At 47.5% G+C, this 21620-nt stretch carries 22 protein-coding genes; 7 read left to right on the top strand and 15 right to left on the bottom strand.

Annotated features, from left to right (window positions below; all coding sequences use genetic code 11):
* Positions 1–112: 112 nt before the first annotated feature.
* The 3 genes from AC5JR3_RS11130 to AC5JR3_RS11120 form a co-directional block, all read right to left on the bottom strand.
* Positions 113–760 carry a GIY-YIG nuclease family protein gene (locus AC5JR3_RS11130; RefSeq protein WP_495845883.1) on the bottom strand — a complete coding sequence of 216 codons (648 nt, stop codon included), beginning with the start codon at positions 758–760 and terminating at the stop codon, positions 113–115.
* A gap of 126 nt (positions 761–886) precedes the next feature.
* Entirely contained in the window at positions 887–1660 is a 774-nt protein-coding gene (locus AC5JR3_RS11125; protein WP_495845881.1) for a phosphonate ABC transporter ATP-binding protein, read from the bottom strand.
* Positions 1657–2574, bottom strand: coding sequence for a putative selenate ABC transporter substrate-binding protein (locus AC5JR3_RS11120; protein WP_495845879.1), 918 nt, complete (start codon positions 2572–2574; stop codon positions 1657–1659). The genes AC5JR3_RS11125 and AC5JR3_RS11120 overlap by 4 nt, the downstream gene beginning before the upstream one ends.
* Before the next feature lie 265 nt (positions 2575–2839).
* Between AC5JR3_RS11120 and deoC the strand changes: the two genes are divergently transcribed.
* From deoC to AC5JR3_RS11100, 4 genes are all read left to right on the top strand, one after another.
* Complete coding sequence (deoC, locus tag AC5JR3_RS11115) at positions 2840–3511, top strand: deoxyribose-phosphate aldolase (protein ID WP_495845877.1); 672 nt, start codon at positions 2840–2842, stop codon at positions 3509–3511.
* A 76-nt stretch (positions 3512–3587) separates the two neighbouring features.
* Positions 3588–4493 carry a DNA repair protein RecO gene (gene recO, locus AC5JR3_RS11110; RefSeq protein ID WP_495845875.1) on the top strand — a complete coding sequence of 302 codons (906 nt, stop codon included), beginning with the start codon at positions 3588–3590 and terminating at the stop codon, positions 4491–4493.
* 70 nt (positions 4494–4563) lie between these two features.
* On the top strand, positions 4564–6060 hold the full coding sequence (locus tag AC5JR3_RS11105; protein ID WP_495845873.1) for an MFS transporter: 1497 nt from the start codon (positions 4564–4566) through the stop codon (positions 6058–6060).
* Between the two features lie 134 nt (positions 6061–6194).
* The gene (locus AC5JR3_RS11100) at positions 6195–7349 is read left to right on the top strand and encodes a glycosyltransferase family 4 protein (RefSeq protein WP_495845871.1); all 1155 of its coding nucleotides are present in this window, start codon (positions 6195–6197) and stop codon (positions 7347–7349) included.
* A 127-nt stretch (positions 7350–7476) separates the two neighbouring features.
* Here the strand turns inward: AC5JR3_RS11100 and AC5JR3_RS11095 are convergent, their stop codons facing one another.
* Complete coding sequence (locus AC5JR3_RS11095; RefSeq protein ID WP_495845869.1) at positions 7477–8295, bottom strand: peptidase; 819 nt, start codon at positions 8293–8295, stop codon at positions 7477–7479.
* Between the two features lie 5 nt (positions 8296–8300).
* On the opposite strand from AC5JR3_RS11095, the gene AC5JR3_RS11090 reads away from it, so the two are divergent.
* A complete protein-coding gene (locus tag AC5JR3_RS11090; RefSeq protein ID WP_495845867.1) occupies positions 8301–8426 on the top strand; it encodes a hypothetical protein in 126 nt (41 codons plus the stop codon).
* 186 nt (positions 8427–8612) lie between these two features.
* Here AC5JR3_RS11090 and AC5JR3_RS11085 read toward each other — a convergent pair whose 3' ends face one another.
* Entirely contained in the window at positions 8613–9266 is a 654-nt protein-coding gene (locus AC5JR3_RS11085) for a hypothetical protein (protein ID WP_495845865.1), read from the bottom strand.
* A 372-nt stretch (positions 9267–9638) separates the two neighbouring features.
* Here AC5JR3_RS11085 and AC5JR3_RS11080 point away from each other — a divergent pair, with 372 nt between their 5' ends.
* Together AC5JR3_RS11080 and AC5JR3_RS11075 are read left to right on the top strand one after the other, a co-directional pair.
* Positions 9639–9884, top strand: a complete 246-nt coding sequence (locus tag AC5JR3_RS11080; protein WP_495845863.1) for a UPF0175 family protein — start codon at positions 9639–9641, stop codon at positions 9882–9884.
* On the top strand, positions 9881–10387 hold the full coding sequence (locus AC5JR3_RS11075) for a PIN domain-containing protein (RefSeq protein ID WP_495845861.1): 507 nt from the start codon (positions 9881–9883) through the stop codon (positions 10385–10387). Before AC5JR3_RS11080 ends, AC5JR3_RS11075 begins: the two co-directional genes overlap by 4 nt.
* 186 nt (positions 10388–10573) lie before the next feature.
* Here the strand turns inward: AC5JR3_RS11075 and secG are convergent, their stop codons facing one another.
* The 10 genes from secG to truA all read right to left on the bottom strand — a co-directional run bounded on the left by secG (position 10574) and on the right by truA (position 21607).
* Positions 10574–10801 (bottom strand): preprotein translocase subunit SecG, encoded by a 228-nt coding sequence (gene secG / locus AC5JR3_RS11070; protein ID WP_495845859.1) that lies wholly within the window; start codon positions 10799–10801, stop codon positions 10574–10576.
* A 150-nt stretch (positions 10802–10951) separates the two neighbouring features.
* On the bottom strand, positions 10952–12550 hold the full coding sequence (gene gpmI / locus AC5JR3_RS11065) for a 2,3-bisphosphoglycerate-independent phosphoglycerate mutase (RefSeq protein ID WP_495845857.1): 1599 nt from the start codon (positions 12548–12550) through the stop codon (positions 10952–10954).
* A 179-nt stretch (positions 12551–12729) separates the two neighbouring features.
* On the bottom strand, positions 12730–14427 hold the full coding sequence (locus AC5JR3_RS11060; protein WP_495845855.1) for an ABC-F family ATP-binding cassette domain-containing protein: 1698 nt from the start codon (positions 14425–14427) through the stop codon (positions 12730–12732).
* A gap of 263 nt (positions 14428–14690) precedes the next feature.
* On the bottom strand, positions 14691–15173 hold the full coding sequence (locus AC5JR3_RS11055; protein ID WP_495845853.1) for a hypothetical protein: 483 nt from the start codon (positions 15171–15173) through the stop codon (positions 14691–14693).
* A gap of 1387 nt (positions 15174–16560) precedes the next feature.
* The gene (locus tag AC5JR3_RS11050; RefSeq protein WP_495845851.1) at positions 16561–17727 is read right to left on the bottom strand and encodes a zinc-dependent alcohol dehydrogenase; all 1167 of its coding nucleotides are present in this window, start codon (positions 17725–17727) and stop codon (positions 16561–16563) included.
* A gap of 491 nt (positions 17728–18218) precedes the next feature.
* Entirely contained in the window at positions 18219–19328 is a 1110-nt protein-coding gene (gene prfA / locus AC5JR3_RS11045; protein WP_495845849.1) for a peptide chain release factor 1, read from the bottom strand.
* Positions 19329–19431: 103 nt separating this feature from the next.
* The gene (gene rpmE, locus AC5JR3_RS11040) at positions 19432–19680 is read right to left on the bottom strand and encodes a 50S ribosomal protein L31 (RefSeq protein ID WP_495845847.1); all 249 of its coding nucleotides are present in this window, start codon (positions 19678–19680) and stop codon (positions 19432–19434) included.
* Positions 19681–19806: 126 nt separating this feature from the next.
* Entirely contained in the window at positions 19807–20223 is a 417-nt protein-coding gene (gene rpsI, locus AC5JR3_RS11035; RefSeq protein WP_495845845.1) for a 30S ribosomal protein S9, read from the bottom strand.
* Entirely contained in the window at positions 20223–20678 is a 456-nt protein-coding gene (rplM, locus tag AC5JR3_RS11030; protein WP_495845843.1) for a 50S ribosomal protein L13, read from the bottom strand. The genes rpsI and rplM overlap by 1 nt, the downstream gene beginning before the upstream one ends.
* Positions 20679–20755: 77 nt before the next feature.
* The gene (gene truA / locus AC5JR3_RS11025; RefSeq protein ID WP_495845841.1) at positions 20756–21607 is read right to left on the bottom strand and encodes a tRNA pseudouridine(38-40) synthase TruA; all 852 of its coding nucleotides are present in this window, start codon (positions 21605–21607) and stop codon (positions 20756–20758) included.
* Between the last annotated feature and the right edge of the window lie 13 nt (positions 21608–21620).

The raw sequence follows: 21620 nt of genomic DNA, 5'->3' as shown, positions 1-21620 counted from the left end.
CCAGACCCCCTGCACAAGGTTTGATCGGTTTTGATGAAGTTTCTGGAGTTAGTGCTATTTGGGATTAGTTCACCGATGAGAGCGGAGGGGTTTCGTCAAATCAGGGAAAGCTTTACTGCTGCGACTGATGATTAATTACAGCACTCCAGTCGTCATTATTCACCGCTGCATCAAGCTGCTGTCGCCGTTCGGCATCACCTGCATCCGCTGTGTCTGTCTCTTTGCTCAACGCTCCATCCGCCATGGCTTTGCGGAGTTTGAGCTTTTTCTCTTCGTAGGCATTGCGCTCTGCATCTGACATGACGGCGCGTGATGCTTCACCAACAGTACTCGCCCACATACCGCTATTGTCGGCATTACCCAGTGGTAGGCTGTCGAGTTCGGCAAGCCACTGATCCCGCAAGGCTTCCATTTCAGTACGCTTTGGAAATTTGAATACTTTCACCCGTACGAAAGCACAGGTTGATTCCCCATTTTGAGCAACGTGTCCCTCCAGGGTAAGCCGGACATTGCGGGAGTAGCCGATGTACTGGGTGTGGCGATCGCTATCTAGCACCGCGTAAACCCCAGCGACTTTTGCATTTGCCGCTTGTTCGCACCACTCGCCACGGGGCATCACTCCGGCATCATTGTCAAGATTCTGTAGAGTCGTCTCAGTAGCGGTGTGTTCGTCGTCGGAGCCATACAAAAAATCGTGCAGCCCCCGGTGTCCTTCAGGTACATTCTGGTTATCAATTGGCACGTTTTTATTTGTTTCCATCTACGTCATCTCCATTAACTTTTTCTCAGAATTCCCTTTCCCTCTAGGGTAGGGTACTGCATCCGCCATCAACTTTTCCCAATATTCGCGTTATGCCTTGATATAACTTAAGCTTTGGCTAAGAGGTTAGTTTGATCGCCAACCTGACTTTTCCAGCCGATATAACTGCTCAATCATTTCTGGTGATACCGCCGCCACAGGAGCGTCAAACAAAATTTTTCCCTGTTGCAAACCAATCAGGCGATCGCAATAAGTCCGGGCAAATTCAATCGCGTGGAGACTAATGACTAGGGTTTTGCCTGTTTCCTGGCTCAATTTCCGGAGCAAATCCATGATTTCCCGGCTGTGTTCCGGATCAAGGCTAGAAATTGGCTCATCTGCCAGAATTACCAGCGGATTTTGTACCATTACCCGCGCTAGGGCAACTCGTTGCTGCTGTCCGCCTGAAAGCTGATCCGTTCTGGCATAGAGCTTTTCCGGAATTCCCACTCTTGCAAGTGCTTTGGCGGCGGTTTCTACTTCCAAGGGAAAAATTAAAGAAGCTGCCGCTTTTAAAAATGACCAGCGGCTTAAATGTCCCGCGTTAACGTTATGAATCACCCGTAAACTATCGACCAGATGAAACTGCTGATAGACTGTGCCGATTTGCTGCTGTACTTGCCGCAACCGCTGGGGAGAGAGGCGACTAAGATTGTGTCCCAATGCCCAAACCTCCCCGGAGGTGGGGAAGAGGGTGCCGTTGAGAAGGTTAATCAGCGTGCTTTTTCCCGCACCACTCGATCCCACTAAGGCTACCCGTTCTCCAGGGGAAATTTGCAGATTGATCTCACTCAAGGCACTTAGGGAATTAAATTGCTGAGACACCTGTTTCAGCTCAAAAATTGGCACGGAATCGCTCACTTAATCTTGCCGATATCTCGACCTATGGCTTCAATGTTGGCGTAGTTAGAGTTTTTTGTAGGAATAAACTTTGCGGCTCCGAATAAATCGAGAATTTCCTTTTGTTCGGGATTATTGGGGTCAAGCTTTAATAATGCCGCCTGCACTCGTTCGGTGAAATCCTCGCCGTAGCGCTCTTTGACGCGAGGGTTAATCACCCAGTGGTAGTCATAGTAAGGTGGTGTTTGCCAAATCACCTGAACCTTGTCTAGATCGATTTCCCCGGCTTCTAAGCGACTTTTCCACACCTGCTCGCTCAACGCCCCAACTTCATAGGTTCCCGCTTGTACAAATTGAATTGTGGCATCGTGGGAACTGGAAAATCCGGTAATTCCTTTGAAGTCTTCGGGTTTAACGCCTGTTTGTTGCAAGAAATATTGCGGCATCAACCGCCCAGAGGTAGACGACTCACTACCAAAGGTGAAGGTGTGTCCTTTCAAAACCTGTAAATCCTGAATGTCTTTGATGGCGGAAATACCACTATTTTTGTTGGCGATGAATACGCTTCTAAAGCGCTCGTCAATGTCTCGTTGGGCGATCGCTTCAGCACCGGGAACTTGCGATCGCGCCTGCACTCCTGTTAAGCCGCCAAACCAAACCATGTCTAAATCCCCTACCCGGAAGGCTGTAACCGCCGCTGCATAATCGGTAACGGGTTTGTACTCTACCGGAACACCTAACTCCGCTTCCAGGTAATCTGCCAGATTGCTATACAGCCGCTGTAATTTTTCTGGATCTTGGTCAGGAATAGCCCCTGTAGTAAAGGGTTGGAGAGTTTTCTCTCCACTAGAGGAGGTGGTGTTTTGTGAGGGAGTACAGGCGGTAATGGGCAATAAGAGCAGTAGCAGCAGCCCGGGGAAGAAAAATTTTCTCATTTATTAGTGATTTCTCAAAAAAGAAGCAAGGGATAAAAAGATAAAACTTAGTCAGCATTAACTCTGAGGCAACCTCCTGTTAATTTTATCCTTCAGCCTTCAGCGATCGCTCCTGCTCTAAACAGTTCACGAGGGCACCTCCGAAGCGGGAAGCCTTGTCTATGAGAGAACGGGGAAGCTTACAAATAACTGACTATCTAGTTTTTCTGAAGAGTTTGATCAAAGATAACTAAGATAAAACGTTGTCAAAAAGACAAAATAAATAATGGCTGAAGCCTATCCAGAGATAGATATTGCTCCACTAATCGATCACGCACTGCTGAATCCAACGGCAACACCAGAGCAAGTGAGAAAGTGTTGTGAAGAGGCAGACCGCTACCAGTTTGCGGCGGTGTGCGTGTATCCGGTTTATGTGAAACAAGCAGCGGAACTACTGCATGGTAAATCGCCTCAAGTTTGTACTGTGATTGGGTTTCCCGCAGGGGCAACCACTTCCGCTACCAAGCTCTATGAAGCCCAAGAGGCGGTAGAAAATGGCGCAACAGAATTAGATGTGGTGATGCATCTGGGAGGGTTGAAAGCGGGGAAAACGGATGAGTTATATCGGGAGATTGCCCAAATCTGTGAAGAAACCGGGAAACTGGTGAAAGTGATTTTGGAAACTGCCCTGCTGACAGATGCGGAAAAGCAACTGGCTGTGGAAATCTGTAAAGATGCTGGGGCACAGTTCGTGAAAACTAGCACGGGCTGGCAGGGCGGTGCAACAGTTGCTGACGTTCGCTTGCTCAAGGAACTCACTCATGGACAAATTGGCATTAAGGCATCAGGAGGTATTCGGACAATTCAGCAAGCCTTTGAGTTGGTGACGGCAGGAGCAACACGCTTAGGAACATCTCGTGGCCCTGAATTGTTGCAACAACTCGATATGCTGGAGTAGGAGTAAAAAGTTAAAAATATTACAGTTTTACTTTTGCCTGTTGCTTTCGATCATCACTCCTTCATCTCTAGTCTCAATGAGCCGAACTTACAAAGCTACTGGAATCAATCTTAAAAGTATGCCTCTAGGTGAGGCGGATAGATTGGTAACGATTTTGACGCGGGAGTGTGGCTTGATTCGAGTTGTAGCACCGGGAGCGCGGAAGCAAAACTCGAAGCTAGGGGGAAGAACTGGTTTGTTTGTGGTTAATGAGTTACTGCTGGCAAAGGGGCGATCGCTCGATAAAATTACTCAGGCGGAAACCTTGGAATCCTATCCGGGTTTGAGCCAAGATTTGGGTAAGTTGGCTGCCAGTCAGTACTTAGCAGAAATCGTTCTCTACCAAGCATTGAGCGAGCAGCCGCAAGTAGAGCTTTATGAATTGTTGAGCGAACATCTGCGGCGAATTGCCGTTTTACCAAACACAAAAAGCCTTCAGGCTTCAGGAACAGGGGTGTTTGCTCATCTTTCTCAAGGTGTCTTTCACCTACTTGCCCTAGGAGGTGTTGCTCCTCAGGTGCAAGCTTGCTGTGTCACCCAACATCCGCTCAAGCCGAATTTTCTCGACCCGGACTGGCGAGTCGGATTCAGCATGGATGCGGGCGGAACAGTCACTTTGTCAGGAAATGAGTCTGGATTGAGAGGCTTGTCTCCTATGGCTGTTAGAGAAGGACGGGTGGCAGAAGCTACCAACAGTTACCAAGTCATTCCTGCCCCCATACCCCCCAAGATTAACGTCAAACTGAATGCCGTAGAATTAGCGCTACTGCAGCAGTTAGGGGAGGCAGATTTACCGCAAATTGAGCAGGTATCAGGGGGACAGCCGTCTACCCAAAGAGGCTGGGTGACGATTGAGCGGCTCCTGCGAGATTATGCTCAGTATCAGTTCGGTCGCTCGATTCGCTCGGCAACTTTAGTCGATGCGATCGCTTTGCCCGAATGAGTGAGATCAACACAACATATAACTGATGTTTAGTAAAGATGGGTTCTATTAATCACCCGAAAATTAGCGAATGCAATTATCTGAATTTGAACGACCTATACAATATCCAGTTAACAAACAGTCTTCTGGTGTGACGGAAAAATCCCTTCCTAAAAAGCAGCCGTCGAGCGGGACTTCCCCGTCACCCGGTACAGACAAAAATTTACAACCGGACGATAAGTCCCATCGCCCACTAACTGATTTGTCAGCCAGCCTACCGGAATCACGAGGGTTTATACCGGTTCTCAAAAACCGTAACTTCCTAACCCTGTGGAGCGGTCAGGTTTTTTCCCAGCTGGCAGATAAGATTTATCTGGTGCTAATGATTGCCTTGATTGCCAGTCACTTTCAGGACGTGAACCAGACGATTAGCGGCTGGGTGTCGGCGATTATGATTGCCTTCACAATTCCGGCGGTACTGTTTGGTTCGGTTGCCGGGGTATTTGTAGACCGTTGGCCAAAAAAAGCTGTTTTGGTATCAACCAACCTCCTGCGCGGCATCTTGGTGTTCGCGGTGCCGTTTTTACTCTGGTTATCTCAAGATTTGGCACCGATTGCCGGGTTGCCTGTCGGCTTTTATCTGCTTTTGTTGATTACTTTTTTAGTTTCAACACTGACGCAATTTTTTGCCCCTGCCGAGCAGACGGTGATTCCGTTAATTGTGAAGCGACAGCACCTACTACCAGCAAATTCCCTATATACAACGACAATGATGGCGTCGTTGATTATTGGCTTCGCCGTGGGCGATCCGCTCTTAGCACTCGCCGACAAAGCGGCAGACCTTTTAGGAATTGGGTTTAATTTTGGTAAAGAGCTAATCGTTGGGGGCAGTTATGCGATCGCAGGAGTGCTGCTGCTGTTCCTAAAAACAGGCGAACAAACGAATGCTCCTGTAGGAGAAACACCCCACGTTTGGGAAGACATCCGCGATGGTATCCGCTACTTAAAAGAACATCACCGAGTTCGCAATGCTCTGGTTCAACTCGTGATTTTATTCTCTGTATTTGCCGCTCTATCCGTGCTAGCGGTGCGCTTGGCGGAAATTATTCCCGGTTTGAAGGCGTCCCAGTTCGGATTTTTACTCGCGGCTGGCGGTGTCGGAATGGCAGCCGGAGCCGCAGTTCTTGGTCACAGGGAACAGCAGTTTTCCAATACACGACTCAGTTTAATTGGGTCATGGGGGGTCGGCATTTCATTGGTAGGTCTGGCATTTTTTAATCAGCAGCTATGGATGGCATTGTTTTTCACTGCCGTACTGGGGATTTTTGCGGCTTTGGTGGGGATTCCCATGCAAACCACAATTCAGGCAGAGACTCCCGAAGAAATGCGCGGCAAGGTGTTCGGCTTGCAAAATAATGCAATTAACATTGCCTTAAGCTTGCCGTTAGCTTTAGCCGGGGTAGCGGAGACATTACTGGGATTGAAAGCCGTTTTATTAGGTTTAGCGGCATTAGCAATCGCGGGAGGGTTCTTAACCTGGTATATTTCCGGTACAGGATCAACGGTATCAACTAAAGCTGACAAATAAGAGTGAAAACATTTGCTGTTAGCTGTTGGCAAGTTGATTCAGTGGGTTTCCAGGATAGACAAAAATTCGTATATTCTATCTGACCTCGACAATTCCAACGCTAACTGCTGAACGCTAAACTTGCTAAAAGCTAAATGCATATCGCCTGGCTCGGAAAAAAATCACCGTTTTGTGGCAATGTTACCTACGGTCGTGAAGTTACAAATGCGCTCCTAGAGCGGAACAATCAAGTCAGTTTCCTGCACTTTGCTCAAGAGGAATCTGACCCCGGTACTTGGTCAGGATGTCAAGAAGTTTCTCTGCCTTTCTTGTACAAGTCTCAGATTTATACAATTCCGACCTTGAAGGCGAGTAAAGTTTTGGCGCGATCGCTCCAACGACTCAAGCCTGACGTTGTCCATGCATCCCTGACTCTTTCTCCTTTAGACTTTCTCCTGCCAGACATTTGTGAAGAGTTAAATCTTCCCTTAGTCGCTACTTTCCATCCGCCCTTTGATGGCAAGCGGCGCAATCTCAAGTCAGGAACTCAACTGTTTACTTATCAGTTGTACGCACCCTTCCTGGCGCATTACAACCGTGTGGTGATCTTCTCCCAACTGCAACGGGACTTCCTGGTGAAATTAGGTGTGCCACCAGAGCGAGTGGCAATCATTCCCAACGGAGTTGATGTGCAAAAATATTCCCCTGGTATCAACAATCTCAAAGCCCGATTTGATGCCGAACGCTTATTTGTTTACCAAGGACGCATCTCTACAGAAAAGAACGTAGAGGCCATGCTACGCGCCTGGAAGCACTCGGATATGGGCCCAAAGTGCAAGTTAGTTATTGTCGGTGATGGCCCTTTAAAGCCTTCTCTAGAGCCTTTCTACGACTCCGAGTACGGCGTCATTTGGCTGGGATTTGTTGAGGATGAACACCAACGAATTGAGATTCTTCGTGCCGCTGATGTTTTTATTTTGCCGTCGTTTTTAGAAGGGTTATCGTTGTCGTTACTAGAGGCAATGGCGTGTGGTGTTGCCTGCGTTGCCACCGATGCCGGGGCGGATGGCGAAGTCCTGGAAGATGGCGCAGGTGTGATTCTCAACACTCATCGCGTTGCCACCCAGCTACAAACCCTTTTCCCCCTCCTGCGCGATCACTGCGAATGGACAAAGTTATTGGGGAAAAAAGCCCGCTCCCGCGTTCTAGAACGCTACACCCTTAGTCGTAATATCACTCAGCTAGAAAAGCTTTACGTCGATGTATTACAGCAGCAGCAGTTGCCGTTGAGCGGTCATGCTTTATCCTAGCGGTTACAAATTTACCTAACTGGCAGGTTTTGGCGATAGAAGGCATTTGGCGATCGCTACTCTCTGTCTCGTCCTAGTTGCCGCTACTTGTACAGATGGAAGAGAACGCCTGGCAGTAGTTTAACGGTTAATTCTCAGGCATTGCCCATCCTAAGCGCGTTGGCTGCTGATAGATGCGCTTGAGGGTATTGATGTCTCTGGGAGAAATTGGCGGCGGATTCCGCACTTGGGAAAAATACAAGGCATCGGTTTCTACAGGACTATGACCCCAGATCCCCAAAGCGTGACCGAGTTCGTGACGAGCTGTGGCGGCGGTGTACTCGTTACTTTGGTCTGGGCTGAGGTGAATGGTGCAGCGATGGGACAAGACAGTGGCATTGTTTGATGTTGGGCGCAGGTAAAATTCGTAGCGTGTCTCAGCAGCACGAGCGCGAGGAATTTGAAATTTGCCGTTTTCCCGGTCAAGGGAGGCTATAAGGGGAGGACGCGATCGCCAAATTTTAATATCAGCGGCGGCGGAGTCTTCCACGACTTCTAAAGGCAGGTAGGCACTCCATGCTTCTACCGCTGGCAAGACCGCCTCAACCCACTCCTGGAAGCGCTGCTGGCTACTGGCTGACAAGGAGGCATTAACGGGGCGCTCAATGTAGAGCTTGAGGGGAAATTGCGACCAGATTAGATAGCCAACTGGGGTAGGTTGGATTTCCTCAAAGTAATCCCCTCTACTATTTGTGTCTTGCCATTGGCTGAGGTGAGGGGGCAAGGAGTGTGCTTGCAGGGTAGGCAGAAATTGAGAGGGATCGAGGCTTTGTCCGGGCTGCAGTTGCGTGAAAATGACTCCTAGGCTAGTGGCGATCGCCACAGCAATGATTATTAGCCGTCTCGCCAGCAAAGGCTTCTGACGGCGGTTTGAATAGCTTCTGGGAGACTGTTGAAAACGAATCACTTACCGTGCTGTTATTAGTTGATGTCAAAACTCTAGCTAATCTCACGGCTGAGTTTGGAATAGATGCTGAAAAAGCGAAAGCTTCCCTTTTGTCTGATGAAGGTATTGAGGAAGTTAAAGAACTGGAATAATACGCGATCGCTCTTGCAGATGCTCTCGTTAAGCATAACCATGATGTCGTCAAGGCACTGAAAGCTTGGGAACTTGCTCAACTCGCCTACGGAAACCAACTTCTAGTACAGGGTCAGATGTTGGGCGATCGCTCTCAGTTTAGCTATGCAACCGGGCGGGAGACGTGAAAATGTGGCTACCTTCAACTACGTTGAATGTCGAAGCATTGAGACATACACGACAGCTAACGATAGACGATTCCAGTTGGGTTGGTTAAGCGTAAAGAGAATGCTCCCAGCTAGTGCTACCCATCCCACAGGCCCCAGGATAAACGCAATAGTTTGACTCATGCCCATGTAAACTGCAAAAGGCAGAGTGATTCCCAGAGCATTAGTAAGGCTGCCCAGTACAGTACTTGCTAACAAATACACCCCAAAACCACTCATCCTTGCAACAGCCATTGCACTACCACCTAGTAGCAAGCCTTCAAGATGTGGGTCATCAGTCTCTTTTTTCATCTCCATGACAATCTGTTGTCGCTGCTCTGGTGAGAGTTGAGATAGCATGTTTTGAAATAATTTGGCAACAACAGCAGTTTCTATTTCTTGAGATTCCAAGTTATGCCAACTACGACCTTTTAATGTGCTAAACCAATCAATATCAATGTGGTCAGCAACATCTGTCACAACTTGCTTCCAAGAGTTATTCCAGAAAAGTTGACCAATACTTCCAGCCCTGAGATAGCGTATATGATTGCAAAGAGTTTCCGGGGAATTACCAAATGCTGAATCGGTCAGCTGGGCCATGTTCTGTCGTTGCTCTTCCGTAACCAAACTGACAATTTTATGAAACTCTTGCATGGTTGTGATTCGATCCCAATTTTAGGATAGTTTGCGAGCAGAATAAAGCGCCCCAACAACTAAATTACACAACACATTTTCTGATTGTCCATAGACAACACCAGGTTACCAAGATGGTTAGTCAACAGCGATCGCTCTCAATTTAGATGCGAAACTGGGACAGAGGCGTGAAAAAATGGCTATCCTTGACTCTGTGAGAGGGAGTGCGATCGCTCCTGGCTGTCTTACTGCTATCTTCTCTGATTCCTTCAATCTGTAAAGAATTTTCAGATACCAAAACCTTACCAACGCAGTGTTAGCTAGCTCGGACAGGACACAGATATTTGCTGACTCAGGGGGATTAGAATAATAGACGTAGCGAGGAGTTTAGCCATGAGTGTTGTTGTCCCCAACGAAATTTTAACTGCAACTCGCATGACTGAGGCTGAAATGCGTCAAGAAATCGCTGTCATGCTCTTTCAGCGTGAGAAGCTTACCCACGCTCAAGCCAGCCGTTTTGCAGGAATGCACCGTGTTGCATTTCAGCACCTACTTGCTAGTCGCCGCATTCCAGTGCATTACGGGGTGGAAGATTTTGAGCAAGACATTCAAAATCTGCGGGACATGGGCAGATTGTGATTGTTGTTAGCGATACATCACCCCTTAACAATCTTGCCGCAATAAATCAGCTTCATCTTCTCCATCAACTTTACAGAACAGTTCTTATTCCTGAAGCCGTTTATCGGGAACTAACTGATCCAAATTTTCCCATTGCAGGCGCAACCGAAGTACAAACCATTGAGTGGATTCAAACTCGTGCTGTTAGCGATCGCACTCTTGTCGAAGCACTAAGTAACGAACTTGACATTGGAGAAGCTGAGGCGATCGCCCTAGCAGTCGAGAGCCAAGCCGAGCAAGTTTTAATTGATGAGCGCCGGGGTCGGCTAGTAGCAACTAGGTTAAACCTTCGATATACAGGTATTTTGGGAATCTTGGTCGAAGCTAAAAGTCAAGGCTTGATTGCTGAGGTAAAGCCTTTATTGGATGCTTTGGTCAACGACGCTGGATTTTGGGTTGCAGAACCTCTATACAACAGCGTTTTACAGCTTGTTAATGAAATTGACGAGATTGACTCACTCTGAGTCTGGGACTAGCAGGTAGTCTGGGAGGTCTTACAGATAGGCTAGAGCCAGCCAACAGCTCGAATCAGCGGCGGGTATCCCTCTTGCTTATGGTTAGTTTGAAAACATGCCCTCGCCCTCAATAAGCGAAAACGCGCCAAGTTGCCTAGGCGCGAGAGAAGTCTGAGTTAAGCACAGTGGTGGTTACTACACCCAACCTGCACTTAAGACGATCGTCAAGCCAATAAACGTAATGGCTAGCGCCCAAGTAACGCGGTTCAGGGCTGTCTCTGCACTTTTGGTACTGGTAAAGAGCTGGGCTTGACCGCCGATACCGCCAATACCATCGCCTTTTGGGCTGTGCAGCAATACTAAAACAATTAACCCAAGAGCAGACACTGCCCAAATGATTTGGATGACTTGATTGATCGTCATAGCGAGAACATTAAATGCAGTTTAAAGGTGACTGGTGATGAGCCTAATTGAAAGCTTGCGCCTTGAGAATTAGCACTTTTCAGTTTAGCTCTTGACCAGTTTCAAGAGAATGAGATAACTATAATGCTAACAGTTAATCGCTTCCCTTGCTTACAAAGCCACTCGCACAGGAGTCCGGTTCGGTTTAACTTCAATACCTGCAGGTTCTAGCAGCGAGTGTCCCGTCATTTCTGGCGGTTGGGGCAGTTTCAAGATTTCAAGAATCGTCGGGGCAATATCCGCCAGCCGTCCATCGTTACGAAGCCGAATTTCTGTGCCGTGTCCGGGGATTTTCAAACCTTCACCTTCTATGAGGATGAAGGGTACAGGGTTGGTGGTGTGCGCTGTCCAGGGGTTACCGTCTTCATCGCGCATACATTCGGCGTTGCCGTGATCCGCCGTAATTAACGCGGCACCACCTGCTTTGTTAATGCTTTCTACCAAGCGTCCAACACAGGTATCAACGGTTCTAACGGCTTCCACGCAGGCTTCGATGTTGCCTGTATGTCCCACCATGTCGGTGTTGGCGTAGTTAATGACGATCAGGGAGTAAATACGTTTTTTGAGTGCCGCGATCGCTATATCTGTTACTTCTTCAGCAGACATGGCGGGGGCGCGGTCGTAGGTAGCCACCATCGGGCTTGATACAAGTTGACGGTCTTCCCCAGGGAAGGGCTGCTCTAAACCACCGTTGAAGAAGTAGGTGACGTGAGCATATTTCTCGGTTTCGGCGGTGCGAAACTGCCGCAGATCGTGATTGGCAATGACATCTCCGAGGATATTCGTCAAGTTTTGCGGCTCAAATGCCACCAAGACGGGTAAGCTGGGGTCATACTGGGTAAACGTTGCCAAGGTTAGAGGTTGGATTTGCTCCCGCTCAAAGCCATCAAAGTTGGGGTCAACTAAGGCTTGTGTTAGTTGCCGCGATCGATCGGGACGGAAGTTAAAGAAAATGATTCCATCTTCGGGTTCTATAGCACCGCTAGTCAGGCGGGTGGGCAAAATGAACTCGTCGGTTAGATCTATTTCGTAGGAGGCTTTGAGCAATTCGACAGCGGAACGACTATCACCGGGTGCATCTTGAGTCATCACCTCATAAGCTTTTTGAATCCGATCCCAACGGCGATCGCGATCCATGGCGTAGTAACGACCGCTGATGGTGACGATTCGTCCTATGCCTATTTTTTCCAGGTGGTCTTCAATTCTTTGAATGGCTTTAACGCCATCAACGGGCTTGGTGTCGCGACCATCTGTGATGGCGTGAATACAGACATCTCTAAGGTTTTGCGACTTGACTAAATCCAACAATCCCAAGAGATGATCGAGATGGGAATGAACTCCTCCTTCTGAACACAACCCGACTAGATGCATTTTGCCGCCCCGGACTTTGACATCCTGGCAAATTTGCAACAGAGCACTATTGCTCAAAAGGGAACCATCTTCGACAGCATCAGAAATTCGCACTAATTCTTGTGGAACAACTCGTCCGGCACCAATGTTCAAGTGACCGACTTCTGAGTTGCCCATTTGTCCTTCTGGGAGTCCTACATCTTTACCAGAAGTACGAATTAATGTACTAGGATAAGCTGCCCAGAGGCTATCCATCACGGGTGTTCCTGCGGTGGTAAGGGCGTTACCGTACGTTGCCTCGCGGTATCCCCATCCGTCTAAGATGACTAGCACCACAGGAGAAACAGGTGCTTGCGCCATAGTGTTGCCTTCTCTTTACATAAGAATTTCACCGCAATGATACCACTGGGGCTTAGATTGGCAACGAGTTTTTACCGTTGATCTGCCTTACTAGGCATTTTCGCGGAAATTTGGGGGGATCTTAAGACAGAAATATTACTATTTAGTCCACTCTATCTTCCCCCTCAGTCAGTATCGCGTTAGCTCTGTTTAGCGGTGTCTTTCTTAGCAGCTTTGGCGGCTTTTTTGGCAGCTTTGGCGGCGGAGATGGCGGCTAATCTTGCTTGCTCCTTTTCTTCAGCAATTTTCTCTAAATAATACTGATAATCACCTAGATAAACCCGAAATTCCCCCTCGCGGATTTCAACAATTTTATTGGCAACCTGGGAGATAAAGTAACGGTCGTGGGAGACGATAATCACTGTACCGTCATAGTTCTGGATCGCTTCTTCCAGCATTTCTTTTGCCGGAATGTCGAGGTGATTGGTTGGCTCGTCGAGAATCAGCAGATTAGCGGGTTGTAGCAGCATTTTAGCCAATGCTAGCCGCGCTTTCTCGCCCCCGCTAAGAGCGGCAACTTTTTTAAAGACGGTGTCGCCACTAAAGAGGAAACGACCGAGTAATGTCCGGACTTCTTGATTTTTCCAGTCTGGCACTTCGTCGTGGATCGTTTCCATAACTGTTCTGTCCAAGTTCAAAGCTTCGGCTTGATTTTGCTCGAAGTAACCTGGAATAACATTATGATTTCCTAACACAATGCTGCCTTCAGTGGGCTTTTCCATCCCCATCATCAGGTGCAGGAGAGTGGATTTTCCGCAGCCATTGGGGCCGAGAAAGGCAACGCGATCGCCTCGTTCAATCAACAAGTCTGTCCCTAAAAACAGAATCTTATCGTCGTAGGTATGCACCAAATCTTTGATAATTACTACTTCCCGTCCGCTGCGAGGTGCGGGGGGAAAGCGGAAGTGCAAGGTTTTCAGTCCCCCCGTAGGGGCTTCAATGCGTTCGATTTTGTCTAGTTGCTTCTCGCGGCTTTTTGCCTGGGTACTGCGGGTTGCACTGGCGCGGAACCGATCCACGTAGGCTTGCTGAGTAGCTAGTTCCTTTTGCTGACGTTCGTAAGCACTCAGTTGGGCGGCAGCATTTTCGGCTTTGAGTTGTAGGTAAGCCGAGTAGTTACCGAGATAGGTTGTAGAGACACCGTGTTCAGTTTCTACAATTTGGGTGCAGAGGCGATCGAGGAACTCCCGGTCGTGAGAAACGATTACCATCGGCGTTTTCAGCCCCTTGAGGTAATTTTCCAACCATTCGATGGTTTCTAAATCCAGATGGTTAGTTGGTTCGTCTAACAGCAACAAGTCGGGTTTTTGTAGCAAAATTTTGCCTAAACTCATCCGCATCTGCCAGCCACCACTAAAGGCACTGACGAGGCGATCGCCATCTTCCATTTCAAACCCCATCTCTGGCAAGATTTTCTCAATCTGTGCATCTAAGCCATAGCCATCAAGGGCTTCAAATTGACGCTGGAGTCGATCCATTTGATGAATCAGTTTGTCTAATTCTTCCGGATCGGCTGATTCCATCTCCCGATGCACCTGTGCCAAGGTTTGCTGTACCTCGTTGGCTTCTTTAAATACTGTCCAAAATTCTTCTCGAACCGTGCGTCCGGGATCAACTTCAAATTCCTGGGTGAGGTAGGCGATGTGCAAACTCGCAGGACGAATTACTTCCCCCGATGTGGGTTCCATTTCTCCGGCGATGATTTTCAGTTGGGTAGATTTTCCGGCACCGTTGACGCCGACTAAGCCGATGCGATCGCCTGGCTTAACTTCCCAATTAACATCCTTGAGAACTTCGCCTGTGGGATAAATCTTACTAATGTGTTCAAGTCGCAACATTACTATGTCTCCAAGAATTGCATCTAGGGAAGTTGAGCGTCAGACCTAGATTACAGTCGTAAATGGCTCACTATCCAAAGCTAATCGTAACAAAATTTAATGACAAATATAAAATTAGTGATTCTACTACTAAGTTCAAACCTTACTTGTATCTCCTTTTTAATAATTTTTGGTTGTTTGTAAAAAACAATCGTCTCTAGCAATTCTCCATATTGTTGACTTAGCCGCTTCATCGATCATTTTCACAACCAAACAAAAATTTGCTAAGCATTGCCATCACGTATACTAATTATTCTGTCAATTGATAACCCTAAAATTCTAGATAGTGGTAACAGTAAGTCATCCTCAACCGGAGTGCCAGCAAATATCTTTCCTAGCTGTTTTGAATATAATCGGTAAGAATCACAAAAACTGAAAAATTCTTGATCGCTTAAATCTAGTTCCTTTTGTCGATCTCGTAGTAAAGCTGCGATTGCAGCAGTTCCATATTTTGGACGACTGACAACTTTCATGTATTTTTTCATTAATGCTTCAGCTTGGGTAATATCGCCATTTATTTCATCGAGTAAATCTAAACAAGCTAACTTTAGAGCCTTGCGAAGTTTTTCATCTTCATTGAGAGCCTCAACAATTCGACTTGCATGTTTAGGCTTGCAAAACCCTACTATTTCGCCTTGATACAAAATTGGTATATAAGAGCTTTTGGGATTAGTTTCCCAGTCCAACGGTAGATTGCGTAGATTCATCCCCATCTCTCCTCTAAAAACCAAGCACAGTTTTTGCGGTTTACTCGATTATTATCTCGTTTGTTGAAAACTCAAGGAAATAGCTTTTCAAAAGCCGTTATTCAGTAAACAGTAATTGCGGTTAAATCATTTAAAAAATTCAGAAATTAATCAGCTACTATTTTATATGATTTGTTTCATCTTTGGGTGCGGCATTGATTAATTTCTTTCACCTTCATCCCCAGCCTTAAACATTTGAGAATAAAGAAAGGTTTCAAAGCAGATATCAAAATAAGTAATATCTGCCTTTAAAACTGACATCTACAGGTTTATCCAAACACGATGAACTTTAGAAAAGCTCAGACCAAAAGTGTAGAAATCATTAAAGACAACAACAATTGATTGCTCGCTGACTGCCAACTCAAAGGTACAGGAATAAAGATAGCTCATTTAGAGATTCAGGTGTAGATCCGGAATAAATCAAACTTTGTGTTGCCATGTAAAACATTTTGAATCGGTTCATAGTCAGAGCTTAGGCTCTATTTTGAGGGCTGAAGACCTCACTACAAACCTTCAAGTATTGACTTCGTCCTACTTACTGCAATCTTAGATAAGTCATGAAACATCAATCAACCGTTCACGAACGGATTTATGACGAGTATTGCCGTCAGTTCAGCAAGGTTTGCTGTGGCATGAACATTCCACCTCCCTGGGTTGTCAATGCTCTTGCTTGAGTGCTGCTTTGAGGTCAGTTAGCATCGATTACATCTACTGTCTCACCGCCAGCCACGGCGGAATGAGAACCTTTGAGGTGACAACTTGGTAAATTGCTTGTTCTGCGATTCGCTAACGTTTGGCTGGCGTTTCAGTTCGGGCAAAATTAGCAATAACTTTTAGACCACAGACAGCAATTACTTTGCTTGAGGTGTATTGGCGTTGAGCCTACTCTTCCCACCCTGTGACTAAAGATGATCAACTTTAATGACAGCATCAAGTTTCTACCGTCAGTATTCAGCCATCAGGTGGTGATGACAATAGTGAGATTTTGCTTCACTGCACCGTAAACACTCACTATCTAAACGCTCAGGAATCGCTTTTTTATGTATTTATTTAAAATATTTTCTATTAGTACTAAATCAAAGAGATAAATATACTTAATTTTATTAATTTTAGAGTGCTTTAGAAGTCTTTGCTCTAAACACTCATGCAATTCTAAATCACTAGTTTTAAGGATATGCCTAATATCTAATTTAGTATTTTTTAAGTACTTACTAATAAGAATTGCTCTGTGACAGGTGATAGGCTCTTGTTCTGCACTCCAGGGGGCGACAAGCGCTCCCTGAAGTCGGTCAGACTGCAAGCGCCTAGATGAGAGGGTTCCTGGCTATTGCCATTTCTACGGATTGTTTTAGGGTTTGAGCACGACCTTGACGCAGTTGTCCTGCTTGTTCTTGAAGATATCGTAGCCATGGGGTGCTTGATCGAGTGGCAGGCTATGAGTAATCAGAAATGATGGATCGATCTCGCCATTTTGGATACGTTCAGTTAGCGGACGCAAATACCGATGCACATGGGTTTGTCCTGTTTTCATGGTTAAGCCTTTGTTCATGAAAGCGCCCATCGGCATTTTGTCAATAAAGCCAGTATAAACACCGGGAACGGATACTGTGCCGCCTTTGCGGCAGGCAACGATCGCTTGTCGCAGAACATTGGGTCGATCTGTCTCTAAACGTGCTGCTTGCTTCACTTTGTCGTAGAAGCCTTCCAGACCCATGCCGTGTGCTTCCATACCGACGGCATCCATCACCGAATCAGGGCCACGACCCCCGGTCATTTCTTTGAGGGCTTCACCCACTTCTATTTCCTCAAAGTTGAGAACCTCTGCTTTGCCGTCTTTCGCCATCTGGAGGCGTTCGGGAACGCGGTCGATGGCGATCACACGCTCAGCACCTAGCATAAAGGCGCTGCGAATAGCAAACTGCCCCACTGGGCCGCAACCCCAGATGGCGACGGTATCTCCAGGCTGGATATCGCAGTTTTCTGCTGCCATATATCCGGTGGGGAAAATATCGGTGAGAAACACGACTTGTTCGTCTGTCAGTCCATCTGGAATTTTGAACAAGCCGACATCGGCAAAGGGAACGCGGGCATATTCAGCTTGACCGCCTGCGTAGCCTCCCGTTAGATGGGAGTAGCCGAAAAGACCTGATGGGGAATGACCCATCATTTTTTCCGCCATCCAAGCGTTGGGGTTGGAGTTATCGCATAAAGACCATAGGTCGCGGTTGCAGAAGAAGCACGATCCGCAGGAAATGGTAAAGGGGACGACTACGCGATCGCCTACGTTCACATTCTTGACGGAACTGCCCAGCTCAACAACTTCCCCCATGAATTCATGACCCAGGATGTCACCCTGTTGCATCGTGGGATTGTAGCCGTCATAAAGATGTAAATCAGAACCGCAAATTGCCGTTGACGTGATTTTAATGATCGCATCACGCGGATTAAGAATTTGGGGATCAGGTACGGTTTCGACTTCTACTTTATGAGTACCTTGCCAGCACACTGCTTTCATTGTTTTTTCCTTTTTTATTACTTTCTAATAGCTATTGGCGATTGCTCATCCCCAAGGGGATTGACCTTCGGTTGTGGCAATCTCGCCAAATCTACGCAAACCAGCTTTGTCGCCATACTGTGTTGGTTAAAACATCGGACGCCAGTATCCAGAATCTCTAGGCGAGCAGCCGGATATGAGTGCGGTGATGGTGATGTTTGTGCCTTTCAATTTATTGCGTAGCCCCTCAAAAAGGGAGTGCAGCAAAATATTGGGGCGGGTCACACATTGTTCATAACTGTTCAATCTGTAGGACTACCACGCTTATTTGCCAGGACTCGCTGCTGTCTCGCTACCAGACAATCTGCCGAGATTGTCCTTTTAACTCCTGCGATCTTAGGGAGGCAGGAGTGTGATTGCGTCTTTCCAACGAAGTATTAAGGAGATCGCCACAAAAAAAGCGAGGCGATCGCTGCACCTCGCTGACTGATATTTAATTACTTATCTACTTATTAAACCGATGTGGGGGCTGAAGTCGAAGCGGCTAGCTCCTCCAATCGCTCTTGCTGATCTTGAGAAATGCAAGATTGAATCATCGTATCAATGTCACCTTCCAAAGCGGGAGTAAGACTAAAATTTTGTCCTAAACGGTGGTCAGTGATGCGATTATCTTTGTAATTGTAGGTGCGGATTTTTTCAGAGCGAGAACCTGTACCGACTTGCGATCGCCGCATTGAAGTTACAGCGGCTTGCTGTTCCTGCAACTTCAGCTCGTACAACTTCGCCCGCAAAATCTGCATTGCACGTTCACGGTTTTGTAATTGCGATCGCTCTTCGGTACAGAAAATCCGAATTCCGGTTGGCTTATGAAACAAGTCAACGGCTGTCTCTACCTTGTTGACATTTTGTCCACCTGCACCACCAGAACGGGCTGTAGAAATTTCCAACTCTTTTGGATCGATTTCCACTTCCACCTCATCTACTTCCGGCATCACAGCGACCGTTGCAGTAGAGGTGTGAACCCGTCCGCCAGCTTCGGTTACAGGGACTCGCTGCACCCGATGCACCCCCGCCTCGAACTTCAGCTTGCTGTAAACCTGATCGCCCTGAATTTCCAGAATTGCTTCTTTAAATCCACCCATATCTGCCAGGGACTCGCTCAACAGCTTTACCCGCCAGCTCTGACCTTCGGCGTAACGAGAGTACATCCGTACTAAATCTCCAGCCCAGATACTGGCTTCATCTCCCCCAGTACCTGCCCGAATTTCTAGCATGATGTTCTTATCATCATTGGGGTCGCGGGGCAGCAGTAAAAGTTTTAGGTGTATTTCTAGCTCTTCTAGCTTATTCTCCAGTTCCTCAACTTCCAGCGCTGCCATCTCGTGCAACTCTGGATCGCTGTTAGTTTCCTTGAGGACTTGTTTGGTATTTGCCAACTCCTCTTGAGTCGCTTTCCAGACGTCATAAGTATTTACTACTTCCTCCAGAGAGGAACGGGCTTTTGCTACCCGTTGCAACTCGTCTGGATTCGTAGCAATATCTGGATCTGCCAGACGCCGCGTCAACTCATGAAAGGTTTGCTCAACCGATGTTAGTTTCTCCAGTAAGTAAGATTCAGCCATGACTTGTGCAATGCTCCAAAAGAAAAATAGTGTTTTGGCTTACAAAAATTACTATCGACCCAGCACGCCAAGTTACCGGGCGATCGCCGCACAAGTCAAGCCGCTACTTTTCTTTGGAATCTGCGTCGGTTGTCGAGGGTTCTGTGTCCAACATGCCATACTTCCGCATGAAGCGCTCCACTCGTCCTTCCGTGTCGATCATTTTCTGGGTTCCGGTGAAGAAGGGATGGTTCCCTGACCAGACATCAACGTGCATTTCTGGTTTGGTCGAACCAACGGTCATTACAACTTCGCCGTTGCAGTAGACCTTAGCGTCCGGATACCACTCCGGATGAATATCAGCTTTAGCCACGATCGCTCCTTTGATTGTTACTGTACTTAAATTCTAGCGAGGGATAGGTCGCTAGGGATTGATTTCGTGGTTGTCGATTCTTAGTTAATTATTCTCATCCCTAAAAACCAACAACCAACCCTTGATTTAGCGCTTGGAGTACTGTGGTGCTTTGCGAGCTTTGTGCAAACCATACTTCTTACGCTCTTTCGCCCGAGGATCGCGAGTTAAGTACCCTTCAATCTTCAGCGGCGGACGGTTTTCGGGATCGAGCTGGCACAAGGCTCTGGCAACACCCAACCGAACTGAGTCCGCTTGTCCAGTCAAACCGCCACCATGGGCATTGACTAGAATGTCATACTCATTTTCCAACCCTAGGGTTTCTAGAGGCGCTTTGGCAGCGGTGAGGTAGGCAGCGTTGTAGTTGAAATAATTATCGCCTGGGCGTCCATTGACAATCATCTGACCGCTACCGGGGACTAAGCGTACCCGTGCCACTGAGGCTTTGCGACGACCTGTTCCCCAGTACACGACGCGATCGTTCGTTGATTCGGTAGCTTGCATTACTTATCTCCTCCGGGAATAGTTTGAATGTTGAGTTCTTGGGGTTTTTGAGCTTCGTGGGGATGAATTGGTCCAGCGTAAACTTTCAGCTTGGTGAAGAGTTTATTACCGAGAGAATTTTTCGGTAGCATTCCCTTAACGGCTTTCTCAATAATCCGTTCGGGAATTCGGGCTTGCAGCTTGGCGAAGGTTTCCGTTTTCATTCCACCGGGACGCCCGGAGTGACGACGATACAGTTTTTGGGTACGCTTTTTGCCAGTAACTGCTACTTTTTCAGCATTGACGACAATCACAAAGTCGCCTGTATCCATGTGGGGGGTGTAGGTAGGTTTGTTTTTCCCCCGCAAAATCATGGCAATTTCACTAGCCATACGTCCTAGACGCTGATTATTGGCATCAATGACATACCAGGTAGGTTCTAGGGATGTCTGAGGAGGGAGGTAAGTCTTTTCCATTGGTCTTTTTTTACACGCGTTATCGGCTTAAGTTTAACGTTAGCGCTATTAGGGAAAGCTCCCAAGGCATTCCCGTTTTAGCTATAGGCAATATCTGCGGGGACAATAGGGGGTAACACAAAGCCTGGCTGAGTGTCGTACCAGATGTCACGGGGGAAAGGCGAGTTCGGGTAGCCTACTCGCAATAAGCACAATCCTTTGGCTGGGGCAGCATATTTGACTTCTTCTCGCCGTTGGTTCACCCAGATCTGGGTGAATTCTTCGGGCGATCGCTCTTTTGTTCCCACTTGTACCAGCATGCCCACCAAGAGGCGCACCATCCCATATAAAAATCCATTGGCTTGAATTTCCAGTTTTAGGAAGGAACCCTGGCGAGAACATTCCACCGCCTGTACCTCCACCCAAGAGTGAGTGCGGCTTGATCCAGCTCGGTGAAATGCCGCTAAATGATGGCGACCGAGCAGTGGATCTAGGGCGGATTGAATCAGCCCCTCATCTAGTGGGGCAGAGTAATAATGCCAAGTAAAAGGACGAACAAACAAGTTAGGGCGAGAGTCGGTGTAAAACAAGTAGCGGTAACGACGCCAACTGGCAGAAAAGCGGGCATGCCAGGTCAGAGGAACTGACGCTGAGGCAAGAATTAAAATGTCGTCTGGCAGTTGGCTATTGAGTACCGCCGCCCACCGTGCCGCTGGGATCGGGCTGATGTCATCAAAGTGAGCGACCTGCGCCGCTGCATGCACTCCCGTATCGGTACGACCAGCACCATACAAGGTGACTGGGCGCTGTTGCACCACCGCGAGTACAGTTTCGATGTCTTCTTGGACGCTGCGATGGGATGGTTGTCGCTGCCAACCATGAAAGTGAGTGCCCAGGTATTGGATTACCAGGGCAACTCGCTTTGAGGCTGGTGCTTGTGTTTGAGACATTCCAAGAGGGTCA

The sequence above is a fragment of the Kastovskya adunca genome (assembly GCF_059505785.1).
This window is presented reverse-complemented; position numbering and strand designations above follow the sequence as displayed.

Coding starts and splice junctions, on each gene's coding strand:
- deoC (WP_495845877.1), top strand. CDS start 2,840: ATGGCTGAAGCCTATCCAGAGATAGATATTGCTCCACTAATCGATCAC.
- truA (WP_495845841.1), bottom strand. CDS start 21,607: ATGTCTCAAACACAAGCACCAGCCTCAAAGCGAGTTGCCCTGGTAATC.
- rplM (WP_495845843.1), bottom strand. CDS start 20,678: ATGGAAAAGACTTACCTCCCTCCTCAGACATCCCTAGAACCTACCTGG.
- secG (WP_495845859.1), bottom strand. CDS start 10,801: ATGACGATCAATCAAGTCATCCAAATCATTTGGGCAGTGTCTGCTCTT.
- AC5JR3_RS11100 (WP_495845871.1), top strand. CDS start 6,195: ATGCATATCGCCTGGCTCGGAAAAAAATCACCGTTTTGTGGCAATGTT.
- AC5JR3_RS11105 (WP_495845873.1), top strand. CDS start 4,564: ATGCAATTATCTGAATTTGAACGACCTATACAATATCCAGTTAACAAA.
- AC5JR3_RS11080 (WP_495845863.1), top strand. CDS start 9,639: ATGAGTGTTGTTGTCCCCAACGAAATTTTAACTGCAACTCGCATGACT.
- AC5JR3_RS11060 (WP_495845855.1), bottom strand. CDS start 14,427: ATGTTGCGACTTGAACACATTAGTAAGATTTATCCCACAGGCGAAGTT.
- AC5JR3_RS11055 (WP_495845853.1), bottom strand. CDS start 15,173: ATGAATCTACGCAATCTACCGTTGGACTGGGAAACTAATCCCAAAAGC.
- AC5JR3_RS11130 (WP_495845883.1), bottom strand. CDS start 760: ATGGAAACAAATAAAAACGTGCCAATTGATAACCAGAATGTACCTGAA.
- AC5JR3_RS11050 (WP_495845851.1), bottom strand. CDS start 17,727: ATGAAAGCAGTGTGCTGGCAAGGTACTCATAAAGTAGAAGTCGAAACC.
- prfA (WP_495845849.1), bottom strand. CDS start 19,328: ATGGCTGAATCTTACTTACTGGAGAAACTAACATCGGTTGAGCAAACC.
- gpmI (WP_495845857.1), bottom strand. CDS start 12,550: ATGGCGCAAGCACCTGTTTCTCCTGTGGTGCTAGTCATCTTAGACGGA.
- AC5JR3_RS11120 (WP_495845879.1), bottom strand. CDS start 2,574: ATGAGAAAATTTTTCTTCCCCGGGCTGCTGCTACTGCTCTTATTGCCC.
- recO (WP_495845875.1), top strand. CDS start 3,588: ATGAGCCGAACTTACAAAGCTACTGGAATCAATCTTAAAAGTATGCCT.
- rpsI (WP_495845845.1), bottom strand. CDS start 20,223: ATGCAAGCTACCGAATCAACGAACGATCGCGTCGTGTACTGGGGAACA.
- AC5JR3_RS11085 (WP_495845865.1), bottom strand. CDS start 9,266: ATGCAAGAGTTTCATAAAATTGTCAGTTTGGTTACGGAAGAGCAACGA.